This window comes from Streptomyces sp. B5E4, from assembly GCF_039871555.1.
Taxonomy (GTDB): domain Bacteria; phylum Actinomycetota; class Actinomycetes; order Streptomycetales; family Streptomycetaceae; genus Streptomyces.
Genome location: NZ_JBDPMI010000026.1, coordinates 43,547 through 60,297, shown reverse-complemented (window position 1 = coordinate 60,297; position 16,751 = coordinate 43,547). Strand labels below are relative to the sequence as shown.

General features: G+C 72.6%; 19 protein-coding genes. 6 read left to right on the top strand and 13 right to left on the bottom strand.

Going from position 1 to position 16,751, the window contains the following annotated elements:
- Positions 1-108 precede the first annotated feature (108 nt).
- Together ABGA99_RS27385 and ABGA99_RS27380 are read left to right on the top strand one after the other, a co-directional pair.
- Positions 109-1,167 (top strand): MerR family transcriptional regulator, encoded by a 1,059-nt coding sequence (locus tag ABGA99_RS27385; RefSeq protein WP_347583641.1) that lies wholly within the window; start codon positions 109-111, stop codon positions 1,165-1,167.
- A 134-nt stretch (positions 1,168-1,301) separates the two neighbouring features.
- Positions 1,302-2,309: a hypothetical protein gene (locus ABGA99_RS27380; RefSeq protein ID WP_347583640.1), complete on the top strand. Its 1,008-nt coding sequence runs from the start codon at positions 1,302-1,304 to the stop codon at positions 2,307-2,309.
- On the opposite strand, the gene ABGA99_RS27375 is transcribed toward ABGA99_RS27380, so the two are convergent.
- Together ABGA99_RS27375 and ABGA99_RS27370 are read right to left on the bottom strand one after the other, a co-directional pair.
- On the bottom strand, positions 2,212-3,075 hold the full coding sequence (locus ABGA99_RS27375) for a GNAT family N-acetyltransferase (RefSeq protein WP_347583639.1): 864 nt from the start codon (positions 3,073-3,075) through the stop codon (positions 2,212-2,214). The genes ABGA99_RS27380 and ABGA99_RS27375 overlap by 98 nt on opposite strands.
- 43 nt (positions 3,076-3,118) lie before the next feature.
- Positions 3,119-3,901 (bottom strand): TetR/AcrR family transcriptional regulator, encoded by a 783-nt coding sequence (locus ABGA99_RS27370; RefSeq protein WP_347575255.1) that lies wholly within the window; start codon positions 3,899-3,901, stop codon positions 3,119-3,121.
- Between the two features lie 107 nt (positions 3,902-4,008).
- Here ABGA99_RS27370 and ABGA99_RS27365 point away from each other — a divergent pair, with 107 nt between their 5' ends.
- Both ABGA99_RS27365 and ABGA99_RS27360 read left to right on the top strand, forming a co-directional pair.
- On the top strand, positions 4,009-4,950 hold the full coding sequence (locus ABGA99_RS27365) for an ATP-binding cassette domain-containing protein (RefSeq protein WP_347575254.1): 942 nt from the start codon (positions 4,009-4,011) through the stop codon (positions 4,948-4,950).
- A complete protein-coding gene (locus ABGA99_RS27360; protein WP_347575253.1) occupies positions 4,943-5,707 on the top strand; it encodes an ABC transporter permease in 765 nt (254 codons plus the stop codon). Before ABGA99_RS27365 ends, ABGA99_RS27360 begins: the two co-directional genes overlap by 8 nt.
- 117 nt (positions 5,708-5,824) lie before the next feature.
- Here the strand turns inward: ABGA99_RS27360 and ABGA99_RS27355 are convergent, their stop codons facing one another.
- From ABGA99_RS27355 to ABGA99_RS27335, 5 genes are all read right to left on the bottom strand, one after another.
- A complete protein-coding gene (locus ABGA99_RS27355) occupies positions 5,825-6,229 on the bottom strand; it encodes an ankyrin repeat domain-containing protein (RefSeq protein ID WP_347575252.1) in 405 nt (134 codons plus the stop codon).
- Between the two features lie 9 nt (positions 6,230-6,238).
- Positions 6,239-7,348, bottom strand: a complete 1,110-nt coding sequence (locus ABGA99_RS27350; RefSeq protein WP_347575251.1) for a phosphotransferase — start codon at positions 7,346-7,348, stop codon at positions 6,239-6,241.
- Positions 7,349-7,442: 94 nt separating this feature from the next.
- Positions 7,443-8,147, bottom strand: coding sequence for an HAD-IA family hydrolase (locus ABGA99_RS27345; RefSeq protein ID WP_347575250.1), 705 nt, complete (start codon positions 8,145-8,147; stop codon positions 7,443-7,445).
- A complete protein-coding gene (locus tag ABGA99_RS27340; RefSeq protein WP_347575249.1) occupies positions 8,144-9,010 on the bottom strand; it encodes a winged helix-turn-helix domain-containing protein in 867 nt (288 codons plus the stop codon). Before ABGA99_RS27340 ends, ABGA99_RS27345 begins: the two co-directional genes overlap by 4 nt.
- 278 nt (positions 9,011-9,288) lie before the next feature.
- The gene (locus tag ABGA99_RS27335) at positions 9,289-10,182 is read right to left on the bottom strand and encodes a GntR family transcriptional regulator (protein ID WP_347575248.1); all 894 of its coding nucleotides are present in this window, start codon (positions 10,180-10,182) and stop codon (positions 9,289-9,291) included.
- Positions 10,183-10,414: 232 nt separating this feature from the next.
- Between ABGA99_RS27335 and ABGA99_RS27330 the strand changes: the two genes are divergently transcribed.
- On the top strand, positions 10,415-10,630 hold the full coding sequence (locus ABGA99_RS27330; protein WP_347575247.1) for a hypothetical protein: 216 nt from the start codon (positions 10,415-10,417) through the stop codon (positions 10,628-10,630).
- Between the two features lie 13 nt (positions 10,631-10,643).
- Here ABGA99_RS27330 and ABGA99_RS27325 read toward each other — a convergent pair whose 3' ends face one another.
- From ABGA99_RS27325 to ABGA99_RS27315, 3 genes are all read right to left on the bottom strand, one after another.
- On the bottom strand, positions 10,644-11,900 hold the full coding sequence (locus ABGA99_RS27325; RefSeq protein WP_347575246.1) for a GNAT family N-acetyltransferase: 1,257 nt from the start codon (positions 11,898-11,900) through the stop codon (positions 10,644-10,646).
- 73 nt (positions 11,901-11,973) lie between these two features.
- Positions 11,974-13,002 carry an asparaginase gene (locus ABGA99_RS27320; protein WP_347575245.1) on the bottom strand — a complete coding sequence of 343 codons (1,029 nt, stop codon included), beginning with the start codon at positions 13,000-13,002 and terminating at the stop codon, positions 11,974-11,976.
- A 63-nt stretch (positions 13,003-13,065) separates the two neighbouring features.
- The gene (locus ABGA99_RS27315) at positions 13,066-13,773 is read right to left on the bottom strand and encodes an ABC transporter substrate-binding protein (protein WP_347575244.1); all 708 of its coding nucleotides are present in this window, start codon (positions 13,771-13,773) and stop codon (positions 13,066-13,068) included.
- A gap of 183 nt (positions 13,774-13,956) precedes the next feature.
- Here ABGA99_RS27315 and dtd point away from each other — a divergent pair, with 183 nt between their 5' ends.
- Positions 13,957-14,382, top strand: coding sequence for a D-aminoacyl-tRNA deacylase (dtd, locus tag ABGA99_RS27310; RefSeq protein WP_347575243.1), 426 nt, complete (start codon positions 13,957-13,959; stop codon positions 14,380-14,382).
- A gap of 138 nt (positions 14,383-14,520) precedes the next feature.
- On the opposite strand, the gene ABGA99_RS27305 is transcribed toward dtd, so the two are convergent.
- The 3 genes from ABGA99_RS27305 to ABGA99_RS27295 all read right to left on the bottom strand — a co-directional run bounded on the left by ABGA99_RS27305 (position 14,521) and on the right by ABGA99_RS27295 (position 16,688).
- Entirely contained in the window at positions 14,521-15,489 is a 969-nt protein-coding gene (locus ABGA99_RS27305) for a folate-binding protein (RefSeq protein WP_347575242.1), read from the bottom strand.
- A gap of 98 nt (positions 15,490-15,587) precedes the next feature.
- On the bottom strand, positions 15,588-16,040 hold the full coding sequence (locus tag ABGA99_RS27300) for a transcriptional repressor (protein ID WP_347575241.1): 453 nt from the start codon (positions 16,038-16,040) through the stop codon (positions 15,588-15,590).
- An 81-nt stretch (positions 16,041-16,121) separates the two neighbouring features.
- Positions 16,122-16,688, bottom strand: a complete 567-nt coding sequence (locus ABGA99_RS27295) for an FABP family protein (protein WP_347575240.1) — start codon at positions 16,686-16,688, stop codon at positions 16,122-16,124.
- Between the last annotated feature and the right edge of the window lie 63 nt (positions 16,689-16,751).

The window sequence follows — 16,751 nt, the reverse complement described above, 5'->3', positions numbered from 1 at the left end:
GCCGGTGGACTTCCCTCGACGAGCCTAGAGGCTGCGGTTGACCTTCACCTGGGGGGAAGCCGCAGCATCGGTCGGGCCGGGCGACCGCTCGGCAGGAGGAGGGACGGCATGGGGCTGCTGACCATCGGGGCCTTCGCACGGGCGGCCCGGCTGTCGGCGAAGGCGTTGCGGCTCTACGACGGGCTGGGGCTGCTGACCCCCGCCCGCGTCGACCCGGTGACCGGCTATCGCCTCTACGCGCCGGAGCAACTGGAGCAGGCGCGGCTCGTCGCCTGGTTGCGGCGGCTCGGGATGCCCCTGGCCCGTATCCGGCACGTCTGCTCGCTGGACGCCGGGGCGGCCGCGGCTGAGGTCCGGGCGTACTGGGCGCAGGTCGAGGCCGACACCGCCGCGCGGCGGGAGCTGGCCGCCTTCCTCGTCGGCCATCTGTCGTGGAAGGAACCCGCCATGCCTCTGGGAATCCGTTACGCCGCCCTGTCCGACACCGGTCTCGTACGCGAGAGCAACCAGGACACCGCCTACGCCGGGGACCGGCTGCTCGCCGTCGCCGACGGGTACGGGGGGCGGGGGGCGCCCGCGAGTGCCGCCGCCGTCGACGCGCTCAGGCGCCTGGAGACCGACGGCATTCCGGCGGGCGGTCTCCTCAACGTGCTGGAGGAGGCGATCGAACAGGCCAAGCACGCGGTGCACGGCGTCGCCGCCACCTCACCCGCGGACGCCGGGACCACGCTCACCGCGATGCTCTGGACCGGGTCGCAGCTCGCCCTGGTCCATATCGGCGACTCCCGCGCGTACCTCCTGCGCGACGGCGAGCTGTTCCTGATCACCCACGACCACACGATGGTGCAGTCGATGGTCGACGACGGCCGTCTCACCCCGGAGGAGGCCGCGTCCCACCCCGAGCGCTCCCTGCTGCTCCGGGCCCTGGGCCGGGATCCCGACGCCACCCCGGACATGCGGCTGCACGACGCCCGGCCGGCGGACCGGTACCTGCTGTGCTCCGACGGGCTGTCGGCCGTCGTGCCGGGCGAGGAGATCCGCCGGGTGCTCGCGGGAGGCGGCGAGCCCGAGGAGACGGTCCGCGCGCTTGTCACCCTGGCCAACGGCTCCGGTGGCCCCGACAACGTGAGTTGCGTGGTGGCCGATGTCGCGGAGCTCCAGCCGTAGCTACGGGTTCCTCCGTCCGCCTCGATGACGAGAGCGGCCCCCGCCGTGCGAGGGAGGCGAACACCCCCGGCGGTGGACGTACCCGGGCGGGTGAAGGCCGAGCCTGGAGTTCCTGCCGAGGGAGGGGACATCCGGTGGAAGCCTGGGACCGAGTCGGCCGGTGGTCGGGATACGGGGCGGCGCTGGCCCTGGCGCCGTATGCGCTGATCAAGGTGTCCTGGGTGGTCGGGGCGCTCCTGGGGGTGGCGCCGGTCGGCGGCGGCTTCGACCTGGCCGGCTGGCTGCTCCTCAATACCGTGACCATCGGTATGGCGGGGATCGGCATCGCCCTGGGGCTCGCACTGGTACGTCCGTGGGGTATGCGGATACCGGCGTGGCTGGTGGCGTTCTGCGCCTGGGTCGGGTCGGGGTTCCTCGTGTCGATCCTTCCCTACGCCGTGGTCAGCACGCTGTGGGACGCCGCGCGCGGCGACTCGGCCCCCGGCGGTTCGCCGGACGGCGACGACCCGGTCATGCCCGGCTGGGAAGCCGCCCTGATCCAGTTCAGTTTCGTGTCGATGGGTGTGGGGCTTGCCCTCGCCCTGCCCGCCTACCTGCGGCGGCGCTGGCCGGAGGCGTTCACGGGGCGGGCCGGGGACCGTCCCCGTACCGTCGCGTCATGGGCGGCCGGTGTCGCCGCCGCCGTCGGCCTGGTGTGGCTGTACTGGGCCGCCGGCGGCACCGCAGGCGTTGCACACTCGGCCGAACGAAGCGCTGACGGGCGCCTGTTGACCGTCCTTGGCGCGTTCTGGGCCCTTGCCGGGGCCGGCGCCGTCCGCGCACTCGTCCGGACACGTCCGGCCCCAGTGCCCCACCGGCTCCTGCTCGCAGCCGGCTGGCTCGGCTCCGGTTCTCTCTTCGCGTGGAGCGGCTGGAAGCTGCCCCTCACGGTGTTCGTGGCCCTGGCCCGTCCCGCCGACGTCACCCTGGCCGAGAACCCCGCCGTCGCCGCTGTGCTGCACCTCGCCGCCGTCGTGGCGGGGCTCGGCATGCTGAGAACGCTCGTCAGCCCTGCGCGAACGTGTACGTCGTCCAGTCGGCGAACACGTCGTAGCCGAGGCGCTGGTAGAGGGCGTTACTGGTGGGGTTGGTCGCGTCGGTGAAGAGCGCCACCTCCGTGGCGCCCGCGGCGAGCGCCGCGCGGGTCACCGCCGCCGTCACCCCGGCCGCGTAGCCGTGGCCGCGGTGGGCGGACGGGGTGTAGACGGGGTCGACCTGGGCGAGGCCCGCGACCGCCGGGTTGACGCCGGCCATGGAGACCGGGGTGCCGTCCGGGGTCTCCCAGAAGGTGTAGTGCTTGTCGGCGTAGCGGGTCGTGGGCCAGGTGGCGGCGTCGATGGTGACGTCCTCGCCGACGTCGGCCGCGAAGCCGCGGCAGAAGTCCATGAGTTGGTCCCGGTCCGCCTCGCCCGCGCGCCGGGCCCGACCCGGCGGCGCGGGTTCCGGCGGCGTGAGCGTACCGAGGCGGCGCAGACGGAGGCGGACGGCGGGGGTCGGGGTGGCGCCCGTGTGCCGCTGCCAGGCCGTCGCGAAGGCGCTGGTGGTGTCGTGCTCGCCGCCGACGCCCGGCGGGGTGCGGCCCAGGGCCGCGAGGTGCACGGCGAGGGAGTCGGCCTGTTCCGCGGTGAGCGGGGTGAGGCCGAGGCTGCGGCCCGGCAGTTGGTGGCAGACGCCGAGCACCGACCCGGCCCGCGACAGCCGGCCGAGCAGCGGGCGCCCGCCGCCGTACGGGCCCGTGCCGCGTGCTCGCAGGCGTGCCGCCCAGGTCAGGGCCATGATGTGCGGTACGGGCCTGGCGCGCAGGAACTCCTCCGCTTCGGCCAGGAACGCGTCGAGGTCTTCGGTGAGGTGCCAGCCGTCCGCGCGCATGCCACATGATCCCCCGGGGCCCCCGGCCCGCGGAAGGGCCTGATCATTCCTGGCGGCGGCCGTCGATCAGCGCCTCGATGCCGTCGAGCACGCGCTCCAGGCCGAACGCGAACTCGTCGTAGTCCGACGGGTTCTGCGGCGCCTGGGTGTCCGGCTCGTCGAAGGCGCCGCCCTCCACCGCCGTACGCAGATGGGGCAGGCCACCGGCGTCGGAGACCCGGAGCAGGAAGCGGCTGTACTCGTTCATCAGCCGCTCCAGGTCCGGGCTCCCGCCCATCGCCAGGGCGATCGTCACCTCCGCGCGCACCTGGTTGCTCACCAGCAGCGCCGTGGCCACCTTCTCGAACTCCGTGAGCGGGGTGTCGCGGAGGATGTAGAGGGCCTGGTCGAGCGCCGCGAGCTGGTTCGGCGTGACCGGCGGGCCGCCGCTCGGCACGTGGGCCACGGCCCACGGGTGGGCGAACATCGCGGTGCCGACGGCCCGGTACCAGTGCCGCAGCCCCGCCCGCCAGTCGCCCTCGGCCTCCGCGGGCAGCGGCGGCGGCGGGCCGAAGGCCCCGTCGACCATCAGCGTGACCAGCTCGTCCTTCGTGGCCACGTACCGGTACAGCGCCATCGTCGAGACGCCCAGCTCCTTGGCCACCCGCCCCATCGACGCCGCCTCCAGGCCCTCCGCGTCCGCGACCGCGACCGCCGCCGCCACGATCCCGTCCAGCGTCAGCCCGCGCTTCGGGCCCTTCTGCGGCCGCGGCCGCAGGCCCCACACGGCCTCGACGCTGGCGGGTACGGCTCCGGTGTCGCGCTTGTCCTCGCTGGCGGCGTCCATGTGTTCAGTTTACGCCATACGCAGTGTCGTGTATGGTCTACGCAGTAGTGCGTATGGCATACGCAGAAAGCGGCTCTACGGAGCCTCCACCCGGAAAGGGGGCAACTGTGCCCCAGCCCACCCGCCCCGCCGTCGAGGCCGCCGGCCTCACCAAGGCGTACGGCGGCACGAAGGTGCTCGACGGCGTCGGCCTGACCGTTCAGCCCGGCACCGTCTTCGCCCTCCTCGGGCCCAACGGCGCCGGCAAGACCACCACGGTCCGGATCCTCGCGACCCTGCTGCGCGCGGACGCGGGCACGGCGAGCGTCGCCGGGTTCGACGTGGTCGCGGAGCGCTCGCAGGTCCGCCGGGCCATCAGCCTCACCGGCCAGTACGCCGCGCTGGACGAGCAGCAGACCGGCGCCGAGAACCTTCGCATGGTCGCCCGCCTCACGGGGCTGTCCCGCCCCGCCGCCGCCCGCCGCGCGGCGGAGCTGCTGGAGCGGTTCGGCCTCGCGGGCGACGCCGCCGGGCGCCGCGTCGGCACGTACTCGGGAGGCATGCGCCGCCGTCTCGACCTCGCGGCGGGCCTGGTCGGCGACCCCTCCGTGATCTTCCTCGACGAGCCGACGACCGGCCTCGACCCCCGCAGCCGCCAGGCCGTCTGGGACGAGGTGCGCCGCCTCGCCGACGCCGGCGTCACGGTCTTCCTCACCACGCAGTATCTGGAGGAGGCCGACCGCCTCGCCGACCGCATCGCACTCCTCGACGGCGGCCGGCTCGTCGCCGAGGGCACGGCGGCGGAGCTGAAGCAGCAGGTCTCCGCCGAGCGGCTGGACCTCACGCTGGTCTCCCCGGAGGCGTACGAGAAGGCGGCCCACGCCCTGGACCACCTCGCCGTTCGCCGCGACCCCGGCACCCGCACCCTGGGCGTCACCACCGACGGCCGCGCCGCGCACATACGCGACCTGCTCGACGCCATCGACCCCGACCGCACCCAGATCGAGCGCTTCGCCGTGCACTCCGCGACGCTCGACGACGTCTTCCTGAAGGTGACCCGCGATGGCTGACGCCCTGACCCACTCGGCGACGATGGTCGGCCGCTCCGTGCGGCTCAGCTCCCGCAACCCCGACGCCGTGATCACGGCGCTGGCGCTGCCCGTGCTGCTGATGCTCGTCTTCGTCTACCTCTTCGGCGGCGCGATCGACACCGGCGGAGGCTACGGGCGCTACGTGGACTACGTCGCCCCCGGCGTCCTCGTCCTGTGCGCCGGCTTCGGCGCCGGCACCACGGCGATGAGCGTCGCGGACGACATGAAGGGCGCCGTCATCGACCGCTTCCGCTCCCTCGACGTCGGCGGCACGGCCGTCCTCGCCGGCCACGTCGCCGCCAGCGTCGTGCGGAACCTGGCCGCCACGGTGCTGGTCTTCGGCGTCGCCTTCGCGATCGGCTTCCGCCCGGACGCGGGCGTCGGCGGCTGGCTCGCGGCGGCGGGCATCCTGCTGGCGGTGATCACGGCCATCTCGTGGGTCGCGGCGGCCGTCGGCCTGCTGGCCAACTCCCCGGAGGCGGCGGGCGGCTTCACGTTCTTCCTGGCCTTCCTGCCGTACCCGTCCAGCGCCTTCGTCCCCGTCGACTCGATGCCGGGCTGGCTCCACGGCTTCGCCGAGCACCAGCCGCTGACACCGGTGATCGAGTCGCTGCGGGGACTGCTGCTGGGCCGGTCGGTGGGCAGCAGCCCGTGGGAGGCACTGGCGTGGTGCGCGGCGCTGACGGTGGCGTCGGTGGTGGCAGCGGCGGCGCTGTTCAGGAGGCGGATGACGTAGGGGGCGTACGGCGAGCGGGGAAGGCGTTCGACGAGAACCGGTGATCCCCACGCCCCGCACAGGGCCGGGACAGCCCGCAACGGACAGCCGCAACGGACGGCTCCGGACCGGCGGGACTCACACTCCGCCGAAGAGCTCCAGCAACTCCGTCCGGCCGTCCGCCCGCGCCGCCGCGACCGCCGACGGCGACCCGGCCTGCGGATCCGCCCCGTGCCGCAGCAGCACCCGCACGACCTCGTCCGCCCCCGCCCGCACCGCCGCCGCCAGCGGCGTCGCGCCCAGGGCCCCGACCTGGTCCGCGTCGGCCCCCCGCTTCAACAGCGCGGCGACGGTCCCGGGATGCCCGTGCACCGCGGCGAGCATGACGAGGGTGTCCCCGTGGTCGTCCCGCAACCCGGCGGGTACCCCGGCGTCCACATAGGCGGCCAGCGTGTCGGTCTGCCCCTGCCGGGCAAGCTCGAAAGCCTTGGTGGCCAGCTCGAACACGGCGGGGTCGTGTGCGGGCTCGTCGGCTCCACTCATGCCGTCACCCTACGATGCGGAAGGCAATCCCCCGGTATTGGCCGCGCGCCGCTCCCGCGGTGTGGTCAGCCACCTCTGCAGCTCGTGCTCGATCTCGCCGGCGCCGGTCACCGCGGGCAACAGCAGTGAGTCCGCGGCCCGGTCGAGCGCCGTGTGGATCACCTTGGCCGCCTCGGCGGTCGACGTCTCACCCCGCTCCGTCGAGTACGCCTGCCGGATCACATCGGTGTACACCGACTGGATCCGCTTGAACGCGAGATAGCGCGGCAGGTCCGCTCCGATACCGGCGGCCGCGCCGGGCCGGAACTCGTCCGCCACGTCCGCCCAGCGAGCGATGACCTCGTTCTCCTGACGGGCCGGATAGCGCATCAGGTGCAGGTGGGTGGCCAGGTCGTAGAGCGGATCGCCGATCAGGGCCAGTTCCCAGTCGATGGCCCAGAGAGCGTCGTGTTCGTCGACGATGAGGTTCGCGCGGTGTACGTCTCCGTGCAGCAGTCCGAGGGGGCGCGGGGTCATGCCCTGAAGCCGGGCTTCGAGGGCGGACGCGGGGGCGAGGGCAGACCCCGGGTGGATGCCCAGACTGTGGAACAGCGCGTCGAAATGCGGCAGCGAGCGCTCGACCACGCCGGTGAAGGTGAACCGGACGAGATCTCGGGCGAACTCCGCGCTGCCGTGGTCCTCCGGCATCGGCGCGTGGAGGGCGAGCAGCGAGGGATCGCAGGGGTCGACGGCCAGGAGCTCCCGGAAGAGCCGGATGATCTGGTCGGTGAACCCGGCGGGCACTTCCTCCCCGGGCGGCGCGACCTCCGCCAGCGTGCACCCTTCGATGAAGCCCTGGACGGTGAGGGAGTCGATGTGGCCGACCGCGGGAATGTGGGAGACGCGACCGGCCAGCGTGGCGAGCAGGTCGTCCTCGGACCCGAAGCACCTGCGATCGAACCACAGCAGCCCGGGCCGGGGATCCCGCAGCTTCACCCACCCGGCCGACTGCCCGAACAACCCTGGAGCGGCGCCCAGCCGAACCGCGTAGGTCTCGTGGTGGTATCCGGGCAGCGGTCCGATGACCTGCTCCGGCGCGGCGAAGAGGACCTGAAGAACGGATGCTGGGGAGGCCGGCACTGGCGAAGTGTCCTCTGCTGCGGGCGTGATCGGGACAGATTACTCCCTCTGCCGCATGGCGTCCCATGGACACAGATCAATCGTCAGGACGGTTTCAGAGCGGAGTGGTCGTGCCGCGTAGTTCGTGGAGTACGGCCTCCAGCGAACCGACCGTGAGTGGTGCGTCTGCCTCCCGGAGGGCCTGCTCTTTGTGGGCTGCGCGTGCATAGCCGATGAAGGCGACTCCCGCGGCTTCTGCGGCCTGCCAGTCGGACGGCGTGTCGCCGATCATCACGCAATCACCGGGCGTCGTGCCGGTCGACTCGAGCGCGCGCAACAGACAGTCGGGGTCGGGCTTCAGCCCGGATCCGTCGGGTCGGCGCCCGTGTATGTGGGGGGAGAAGTAGCGGCCGAGTCCCTGCCCGTTCAGGTGCACCTGGATGGCGGCAGCCGAGTTGTTGGACGTGATGGCCAAGGTGCGTCCGAGCGTGTGTAGTTCGGCGATCAGTTCGTGGGCGTACGGAGTGGGGGTGGCGGTTGCGGCCGCCTCCTTCTCCGCCCCCGTCAGACGCCTCTCCACGTTCTGGACCATGTCGTCATCGAACCGTTTCCGGGCCGCTGAGAGGATGCTGAGAGGGTCGTTCGGGTCGTGCTCGGACGAGCTCGGCAGGCCGGGTGCGTGGCCGTCCAGCATCGTGAGGAGCTGCCCGGCGACGTGTGCCGCAGGATACGCCGAGAACAACCGGCAGACGGGGCCGTCGAAGTCGAAGAACACGCACTTTGCCGATTCGAGCACTTCTTCCAGGGCAGTCACGGTCATCCGCTCCACGGTACGGCTATGGTTTCCCAACGCGTCTCGAACCACGCGCGCTGCTGGTCGATGAAGGCCGCCTCATGCGTGCCGCCGCCGTACTCGGTCCCGTGGAAGTGCAGCAACGGGGTCTCCATGCCGCGGACGTCGTAGATGGCGTGACGTCTCTCCGAGCCGGGATCGAGCGGGACCTCGTTCGGCTGCACCGTGTAGGCGCCGAAGAGGACCTCGGCGCTGTTCAGGATGTAGAACTTGTGTCCGGGGAGCTGCCCCGTGGTTTTTATCCGCACGGAAACCCTGACCCGGCCGGTCTCCTCCAGGTGGTTCAGATCGGCCCACAGCACCCGGGCGAAGCTGTTGCCGATCTCGTGCAGCCGATTGCCCGGTCGCTGGTCCTGCGGCTGCTGGATGAGCCGGGGAAGATCCTGAAACGCCGACCGTCGGGGGATCAGTGCCCTGACGGTGATGCTGGCCGGCGTCAGGCTCCCCCGGGAAACCGCCTGGAACGGCTCTTTCAAGGCGTTGACCAGCGATTGCATCGTTACCGAGACCACGTCCAGCGTGACGTCGTCTTCGCCGAAGGCCCGCATCAGGCAGTCGACCGGAGCCGGGTCGTCCGGAGCCGGAGCCGTCTGCAGCACCTTGGGCGGGCGGCCCTTCTTCGGGGCGTCGACCAGACCGTCCTTGCGCAGCAGGTCGATGGCTCGCTGAACGGTCGGCCGCGAGACATGATGCCGGTCGGCCAGGGACTCCTGGGTGGGCAGAGTGGTGTCGTCGGCAAACTCGCCCTCGTTGATCCGGCGGCGGAGGTCGTCGGCGATCCGCTGGAAGGCGGGAGCACGGGCGCCATCCCCCGCTGCAGCTTGATGCATCTCAGAAAGGTACAACGCCCTGTCATTTTCGAGCAGTTGTCAATGCTGTCGAGGCCGGCGCCTGCCTTTTGAGGTGACGAAACCGGGCATCTTCGGTGTCGCTGTCCGCTGCGTGCAACTGGTGCAACTCCGTAGATTCGCACCGTCGAAGGTCAGCGAGTGACGATGTGCGATCCCGGAGGCGAGGTATGGCCCATCTCCTGATCACCGGACAGTGCGCCGGGCCGCTGCCCGATCCCCCTGCTTGCGCTGCCGGTGGCGTTGCCGTGTCCCACGGCTCAGTAGCCGAAGGGGTACGGCTCGGCGATGTTCGTCCACAGCGACTCGAACCACGACCGGGAGTGCTCGACGAAGTCCACGTCGCTCTTGCCACGGCTGTGAGGGCCCGCGGAGTAGCGGAACAGGTGGGAGTGGAGACCGAGGACGTCGTAGATGTCCATGTGGCCGTCACCTGCCGGGGTGGGGACGCGGTTGGGGACCACCTCGTAGAAGCCTGTGAGGGCCTCGGTGCCGTTGAGAACGTAGAGCTTCGAGGTCGGGGTGATGGCCACGCCGCGGACCTCGACGGAGAGTTCCTGTACGAGGCCGCGTTCGCTGAGGAACTGCACGCTGTGCGCGAAGGCGCGCGCGTGCAGTTCGATGAGTCGGTTGAGGCGCTTGAGGGGGCGGGGATCCGCCGGGGCGTCGACCAGGCGGGGGAGTGCCAGGTGAGCCTCGGGGCTGGGGACCATGAGGCGGCAGGTGACCGAGCGGGGAGCCGCGCGGCCGGCCCTGATGGCCATCAGGGTAGGAGTGATCGCCTCCTTGAGGGTCTCGGTGGTCAGGCTGAAGACGTCGAGGGTGACGTGGGTGGCCTGAAATGCCACGTCGAGCCGCTCTGCCAGTATCCCGTCCGCTGTGAGCGCCGGAGCCCCGTCGCGGGGGGCGGCCGGCTCCGCCACCGTCGGTGGCGAACCCCTGCCGACGTCGGCGAGCAGGTGCTCGCGCTTGAGGAGGTCGAGGGCTTTGCGGACCACGCCGCGTTCGACCTCGAACTCCTCCATCAGGGCTTTCTGCGTCGGCAGGCTGTCGCCCGGGCGCAGTTCGCCGGAGTCGATGCGTGCGCGGAGTGCGTCGGCGACGCGGTCGCGTGCGGTCCGGCCGCCGGTTGCCGAATGCTGGTCCCTGCTCACCTCGCCAACCTTACAACTTCTGGCCAACCGGCGGGGGTTGTCTCCAGAATGTTTTGAGTTGGTTACCAACTGGGCACAAGTTAAGCAGAGTTGGTTACCAACTCTGCGACCCTGGGGGCAACTGAAGGAAGTTGGCGGTGATGGTCGTCGCCCGGGGCTCGCGCTCTCCCGCTGTCCGAAGGCGCATGGGGGGAGGGGGGACCACTGCGTTCGCAGAAGGGAGGGACCCACCATGCCGGTCGGAATCACTCTGGCTCTGTCCGCGCTGCTCGTGGGTTTCGAGCGCTTCGTCGAATGGCGCTTCGGCACGGTGGGAGCGATCGGGCTCACCACCTTGCTCGTGGGGCTCAAGGCGCAGAACGTCACGTGCATGACCATCGGCGGCCTCGCGCTCGCCGTGCTGCTGCTCCAGTCCGCCGAGCCCGGCCGCGCCGCGGCCGGGCAGTGAGGCAGAAGGAAATCTAGAACATGTCGGGACACCACGGTCGGCGCGAGGTGCGCAGCAGGGCGTCCGCCCGTGCGGCGGCGCCCGGGCGCTCCTCGTCGACCACGCCCAGGGCGGCGAGCCGTACCGCGGACTCGTCGCCCAGGGCGAGCCGCGCCAGCTCCGCCACGCTCAGGGCGAGGTCGGCGGGCCGGTCCGTGGGTACGCAGCCGGTGTCGCCCGCGCCGCCGGCGTCCAGCAGGAAGCGGCCGCCGGCCAGGCCGGCCGGGTCGTGTACGTCGAGTACCAGGGAGCCGGAGGCCGCGTAGGTGCGGGCCTCCAGAAGACGCGGGACGTCCAGTGGCCGCAGCCACAGGTAGTCCGCGTGCGTGGTCACCCGGGCCGCCCGAGGGTCACCTAGGTAGAGGGGGAGGAGATCGTCGGGCGCCCGGTGGCCCGTATGGATGGTCGTGATCCAGTCGAAGGAGACCAGGTAGCGCCAGAGCGCCCGTTCCGCGGCGGGCGTGACGGCGATCAGGTCGGTCACCGTCAGCTCGTCGTCGGAGAGCTTGCCGGGCCAGTCGCCCCACTTGGTGCGGTAGGTGACGATGCCCTCCGGCTCGCCCGCCGCCGAGCGGTACATCGCGTAGAAGGGTTCGTGCCACGGCCCGTCGATGCTGAAGCGGACCTCGCCCGTGTGCACCTTCCACCGGTACGCGCTCCGGTTCACCGCGCCCGGAACCAGCCGGCGGAAGCGGTCGTGCAGCGCCGGGGCGATCGCCCTCAGTTCGGCGGCGTCGAGGAGTTCGACGGTGCCGCCGTCGTCCGGGCCCGCGTAGCGCGGGTCGAGCTGGGCGCGCGGGGTGGTCACGTCGTAGCTCGTCGTCCAGGTGGCGGGGCCGAAGCCGTAGCGGCCGTAGATCGGATACTCGGCGGCGACGAGGCTGGCGACCACGTCGCCGCGCTCCTTCGCCGCGGCCATGTCGTCCCGCAGCATCCGGCTCAGCAGTCCGCGCCTGCGGTGCGTCGGCGAGACCGTGACGCTGGACACCGCGCACGAGGCCACCGCCGCCCCGCCCGGCACCGTCAGCTCCTGATCGAAGCTGCGGTACGTGCCGACCCACCGCCTGCCGTCGTACGCGCCCCGCACCCGGGCGAGGTCGCGCTCGGCCACGAAGAGCCTCACGTCCTCCTCGGTGACCGCGGGGGTGCGGAGGAAGCCGGTGTGCAGCGCGCGCATCCAGGCGTCCACGTCGCCTTCGGTGAGCGTGCGGATCTCGATGCCGTCGCTCATGACCACACCACGCCCGCGGGGTGAACAGCTGTGCCGGAGTTATCGATCATCCGCCCACGTTAGGTGGCGGGCGTCAGAACGTCGCGCGAATTTCCCCGACGTGCTCCGCGCCGCCCAGCAGCGGCGCCGCCCCGATCCTGGTCAGCACCGGCGACCGTACGCCCAGCAGCGCCAGCCCTCGCGCCAGCACCGGACCCACGGCCCGCAGTGCCCCGTCGTCGACCTTGAACGCCAGCGCCCGCCCGTCCGGCAGCGCCACCGCCTGCACGCCCTCAGCGCCGACCTTCGCCAGCGCGCCCGGCACCCCGCGCATCAGCCAGGTGTCCCACCGCCGGGTCCCCGCGACGTACTCCGGATGCGCCCGCATCGCGTCCGCCACCCGCCGCTCCGGCGTGCCCTCCGCGGCCACCACCATCCGCCGGAAGCCGCGCGCCAGCGCCGTCAGCGACAGCGACATCAGCGGGGCGCCGCAGCCGTCGACGCCGACGTGCCGCACCTCCTCGCCCGCCGTCTCCTCCACCACCTCCCGCACGAGCCGCTGCAGCGGATGGTCGGCGGCGAGGTACGACGCCTGCGGCCAGCCGTTCGCGACGCAGGCCGCGAGCATCGCGGCGTGCTTGCCCGAGCAGTTCATGGTCACCCGGTCGCGCCGCCCTCCGGCGGCGAGGTACGCCTCCCGCTCCTCCGGGTCCAGCGGCAGGTCGGGCGGGGTCTGCAGGGCGTCCTCGGAGAGTCCGGACCCGGCGAGCATCTTGCGTACGAGATCCACGTGGAACCGTTCGCCCGAGTGGCTGGCCGCGGCCAGCGCCAGCCGCGCGCCCGCCAGCGGTCCCGTGTCCGTACGGGCCCCCGCCCGCAGCACCGCCGCCGCCTGGAACGGCTTGTTCGACGAACGCGGGAACACCTGGGCCGTCACGTCCCCCCAGGCCCGCTCCACCCCGCCGTCAGGACCCAGCAGCACCAGCGACCCGCGGTGCCGCCCCTCGGCGAAGCCGGAGCGCACCACCTCCGCCAGCACGGGCGCGGGACCGGCGTGCGCGCCCTCCCCGGGCGCCGGGGGACCGGGGACCGGCGGCGGGGATATCCAGGTGTTGTCGTGCATGCGCGGGCGCCTTCCGTGCCGGGGACGGCCTCGGGATCTGAAGCTCCGTCGCTCGGTCAGAACTCAGGACAGCAGGTCGTCGACCTGCGCCTCCCCTTCACGATAACGGCGTGCGATCTCGGCGCTGCACTCGTCCGCCGTCCGCTGCAGCCGCTGCCGGCGGCCGGAGATCCGGGCCTCGTAGCCGGCCAGCCGGGCGAGGCCCTGGTGCAGCTCCTCGTCCGTACGGGCCGACAGGTCGGAGAGCGCGACCTCCGCGAGCATCTCCTCCGCCAGCTCCCGGTACTCCTCGCGCAGCGGCGTGCCCAGCGTGACGTGCCGGGCCGAGGCCGGGCGCGGCGAGGGGCCGTCGGTGAGGATCTCGGGGAGCCGGTCGAGCACCGGCGAGTGCGGGCTCGCGCGGCGGCCCAGCTCGGCGCGGAGGATGTCGATCCGGCCGTGCAGCAGGCGGCGTACGTAGCTGAGGTCGGCCTCCTCCTGCTGCGCGGAGCGGCGCAGCAGGCGCAGCTCGGGCAGGCCCAGCGCGTCGAGCCGCGCGGGCGGCGTGGCGGGATCGGGGGCGGCGAGCACGGCGGTGGCACCGGCCCCCGCCGGCGCGGCCCCGGCCGGCGCGGGCGCCGCGCTCCGCGCCGCCTGGGCTGCCTGGGCCGCCTGGGTCGGCCCGCCGTCCGGGGCGCGCGGCCCCGGCGGTCGGGGCGGGCGGTCGGCGGGCGGGCTGCTGCGCGCGGTCGGTACGGGCGGCGTGGGCCGCCCGGCTCCGGGAGAGCTCATGCGAGTGTCAGTTCCCCTTCGTCCGAAGATGCCGCGTCGGCGTGGCGACCTTCCGGACACCGTAGGCAATCGTGCCATTGCACACGGTCGAATCGCAGGGAGACTGCGCCCGTTCGGCCCCGCGCACATTGCGGCGCCCGGGGGCACGGCGGCGCACGTGGCGCCCTCGGGATAATGCGACGTATGCGAGCGGTGGTGCAGCGGGTGGACGGCGCGCGGGTCGAGGTCGGCGGCGAGACGGTCGGAGAGGTGATCGGCGAAGGGTTGTGCGTGCTCGTGGGCGTCACCCACGACGACACCCCCGCGAAGGCCGCGCAACTGGCGCGCAAGCTGTGGACGCTGCGGGTGCTGGACGACGAGAAGTCCTGCTCGGACGTGTCGGCGCCGCTGCTCGTGATCAGCCAGTTCACGCTCTACGGCGACCCCCGCAAGGGGCGCCGGCCGACCTGGCAGGCGGCGGCGCCCGGGGAGGTCGCCGAGCCGCTGGTCGACGAGGTCGTGGCGCACCTGCGGGCGCTGGGCGCGCAGGTCGCGACCGGGGCGTTCGGCGCGCAGATGCGCGTGACGCTGACGAACGACGGCCCGTTCACGGTGCTGGTCGAGGTCTGAGCCGTACGGGCCGTTCGGCACAAGGCGTACGAACCCGCGGCGCACACATGTACGCAACGCGCGGGGCACGGGGGGCGCGCGCGACATCCGAGGCGCACGGGAGCACGCCCCCGCGTCGGGGGCGCCGCCCCCGCGGCCTTAAGGCTCGACCACCGTCTCCTGCGCCGCCGCCGTCTCGTCCGCCAGCAGCGCCGCGTCCGCCGGAACGTTCCGCTTCACCAGCGCCAGTGCGATCGGCCCCAGCTCGTGGTGGCGCACCGAGGTCGTGACGAAGCCCAGCTTGCGCCCCTCCTCCTCGGTCGCCAGCCGGACCGCCGCCCCGTGCGGCGGGAGCGTGACCTCGCTGCCGTCCAGGTGCAAAAAGACCAGCCGCCGCGGCGGCCGGCCCAGGTTCTGCACCCGGGCGACCGTCTCCTGCCCCCGGTAGCACCCCTTCTCCAGGTGCACCGCGGTGCCTATCCAGCCCACCTCGTGCGGGATCGTGCGGTGGTCGGTCTCCAGGCCCAGCCGCGGCCGGTGCGCCGCCACCCGCAGCGCCTCGTACGCCAGCACCCCGGCCGGCGGGCCCGCGGCGGCGGCGAAGTCCGTCAGCGTCTCGCGCGGCAGGAAGAGGTCGCGCCCGTACGCCGTCTCGCGGACGGTCACGCCCGCGGGCGGCTCCGCGATGGAGCCGGCCGGCAGATGGACGACGGCGAGGTCGTCCGTACGGTCCGCGATCTCGACCCGGTAGAAGAACTTCATGCTCTCCAGGTACGCGATGAGGTCCTTCTGCGTGCCCGGCTCCACATGAGCCCACGTCGTCTCGCCGTCGTCGACGAGGTACAGAGCGTGCTCGATGTGCCCGTGGGCGGACAGCACCAGCGCCTCGGTGGCGTGCCCCGGCGCGAGCGCCTCCACGTGCTGCGTCAGCAGCAGGTGCAGCCAGCTCAGCCGGTCCTGGCCGGTGACCGAGACGACACCGCGGTGGGAGAGGTCGACGAAGCCCTCGCCGGCGTCCAGCGCGCGCTGCTCCCGGAAGAGATCGCCGTAGTGCGCGGCGACGCCCTCGTCGGGAGCCTCGGCGGCGACCGCCCCGGGCAGGGAGAGGAGGGGAGAAGGCGCGTTCATGCTTCAAGAGTACGTCCGGGTGGGCACCCGCGGTCACGGGCCGGATTCGGCCGCGTTCAGGGCCTCTCGGGGCCGCGGGGCCTCCGGGGCGCGGGGGCTCAGGGGCGGGACGCGGCGGAGGGGCCGGACGTACCGGACTCGGCGCAGGTGGCGCAGCGGCCGAGGATCGCGAAGTGCTGCACGTCGCTCTCGAAGCCGAACCGCTGCCGCAGCGTCTCCGCGAACGGCTCCGCCACCGCGTTCTCCGCCTCGATCACCCGGTCGCAGACGCGGCACACGAGGTGCAGGTGGTGGTGGCGGTCGGCGATGTGGTACGTCGGCGGGCCGTGGTTGAGGTGCGCGTGGCTGACGAGGCCCAGCTCCTCCAGCAGCTCCAGCGTGCGGTAGACCGTGGAGATGTTCACGCCGGCGGCGGTCTTGCGGACCTCGCAGAGGATGCCGTCGGGTGTCGCGTGCTCCAGGGAGTCGACGGCCTCCAGCACGAGCTGCCGCTGCGGCGTCAGCCGGTAGCCGCGCTCGCGCAGGTCGCGCTTCCAGTCGGTGGTCTCCACGGCTCAAGTGTATGAGCGTTGCGGCGGAACCCCGGCCGGTTGCCGGAAAGGGCCCCGGACGGGGCCGGGCGAGCGCCGGGCTCAGCGGAAGAAGGCGATCCCGTCGTCCGGGAGGTCCTTGAGGTCCTTCGCCCACTCCCGCGGGTTCACGACCTTCTTGAGCTGGGCCGACATATACGGGCGCAGCTCCACCTCCGGCGTGGCCTTCTCGCCGACCCACATCAGATCGCCGTTCACGTACCCGTACAGCCGCTTGCCGCCCGCGTACGGCGGGGAGGTCTCGCTGCGCGCGACCGCGTCCGTGGCCAGGTCGAGCTGGGGCTTGCCCTCGGCCAGCTCGCCGTACCAGACCTCGGCGACGCCCTGGTCGCGCACCATGACGACGTCGAGCTGCCGGCCGGGGCGGATCCGCCAGTAGCCGGACTCGCTCTCCAGCGGGCGCACCTTCTCGCCGTCCTCGTCGAGCACCCAGGTGTACGACGTGTACGCCAGGAAGTCCCGGCCGTCGTGGCCGAAGCGCACCTCCTGGCCGAAGTTGCACTTCTCGCTGCCGGGGAAGTCGAAGACGCCCGCACCCTGCCAGTCGCCCAGGAGGAACGCCAGCGGGACCAGGTCCTTGTGCAGGTCGGAGGGGATCTCGATCGGCATCGTCAGCGCTGGCCCTGGTACAGCTTCTTCACGACCAGGCCGGCGAAGGCGAGTGTGCCCACG

Coding starts and splice junctions, on each gene's coding strand:
- ABGA99_RS27385 (WP_347583641.1), top strand. CDS start 109: ATGGGGCTGCTGACCATCGGGGCCTTCGCACGGGCGGCCCGGCTGTCG.
- ABGA99_RS27375 (WP_347583639.1), bottom strand. CDS start 3,075: ATGCGCGCGGACGGCTGGCACCTCACCGAAGACCTCGACGCGTTCCTG.
- ABGA99_RS27370 (WP_347575255.1), bottom strand. CDS start 3,901: ATGGACGCCGCCAGCGAGGACAAGCGCGACACCGGAGCCGTACCCGCC.
- ABGA99_RS27360 (WP_347575253.1), top strand. CDS start 4,943: ATGGCTGACGCCCTGACCCACTCGGCGACGATGGTCGGCCGCTCCGTG.
- ABGA99_RS27355 (WP_347575252.1), bottom strand. CDS start 6,229: ATGAGTGGAGCCGACGAGCCCGCACACGACCCCGCCGTGTTCGAGCTG.
- ABGA99_RS27345 (WP_347575250.1), bottom strand. CDS start 8,147: ATGACCGTGACTGCCCTGGAAGAAGTGCTCGAATCGGCAAAGTGCGTG.
- ABGA99_RS27340 (WP_347575249.1), bottom strand. CDS start 9,010: ATGCATCAAGCTGCAGCGGGGGATGGCGCCCGTGCTCCCGCCTTCCAG.
- ABGA99_RS27330 (WP_347575247.1), top strand. CDS start 10,415: ATGCCGGTCGGAATCACTCTGGCTCTGTCCGCGCTGCTCGTGGGTTTC.
- ABGA99_RS27325 (WP_347575246.1), bottom strand. CDS start 11,900: ATGAGCGACGGCATCGAGATCCGCACGCTCACCGAAGGCGACGTGGAC.
- ABGA99_RS27320 (WP_347575245.1), bottom strand. CDS start 13,002: ATGCACGACAACACCTGGATATCCCCGCCGCCGGTCCCCGGTCCCCCG.
- ABGA99_RS27315 (WP_347575244.1), bottom strand. CDS start 13,773: ATGAGCTCTCCCGGAGCCGGGCGGCCCACGCCGCCCGTACCGACCGCG.
- dtd (WP_347575243.1), top strand. CDS start 13,957: ATGCGAGCGGTGGTGCAGCGGGTGGACGGCGCGCGGGTCGAGGTCGGC.
- ABGA99_RS27305 (WP_347575242.1), bottom strand. CDS start 15,489: ATGAACGCGCCTTCTCCCCTCCTCTCCCTGCCCGGGGCGGTCGCCGCC.
- ABGA99_RS27295 (WP_347575240.1), bottom strand. CDS start 16,688: ATGCCGATCGAGATCCCCTCCGACCTGCACAAGGACCTGGTCCCGCTG.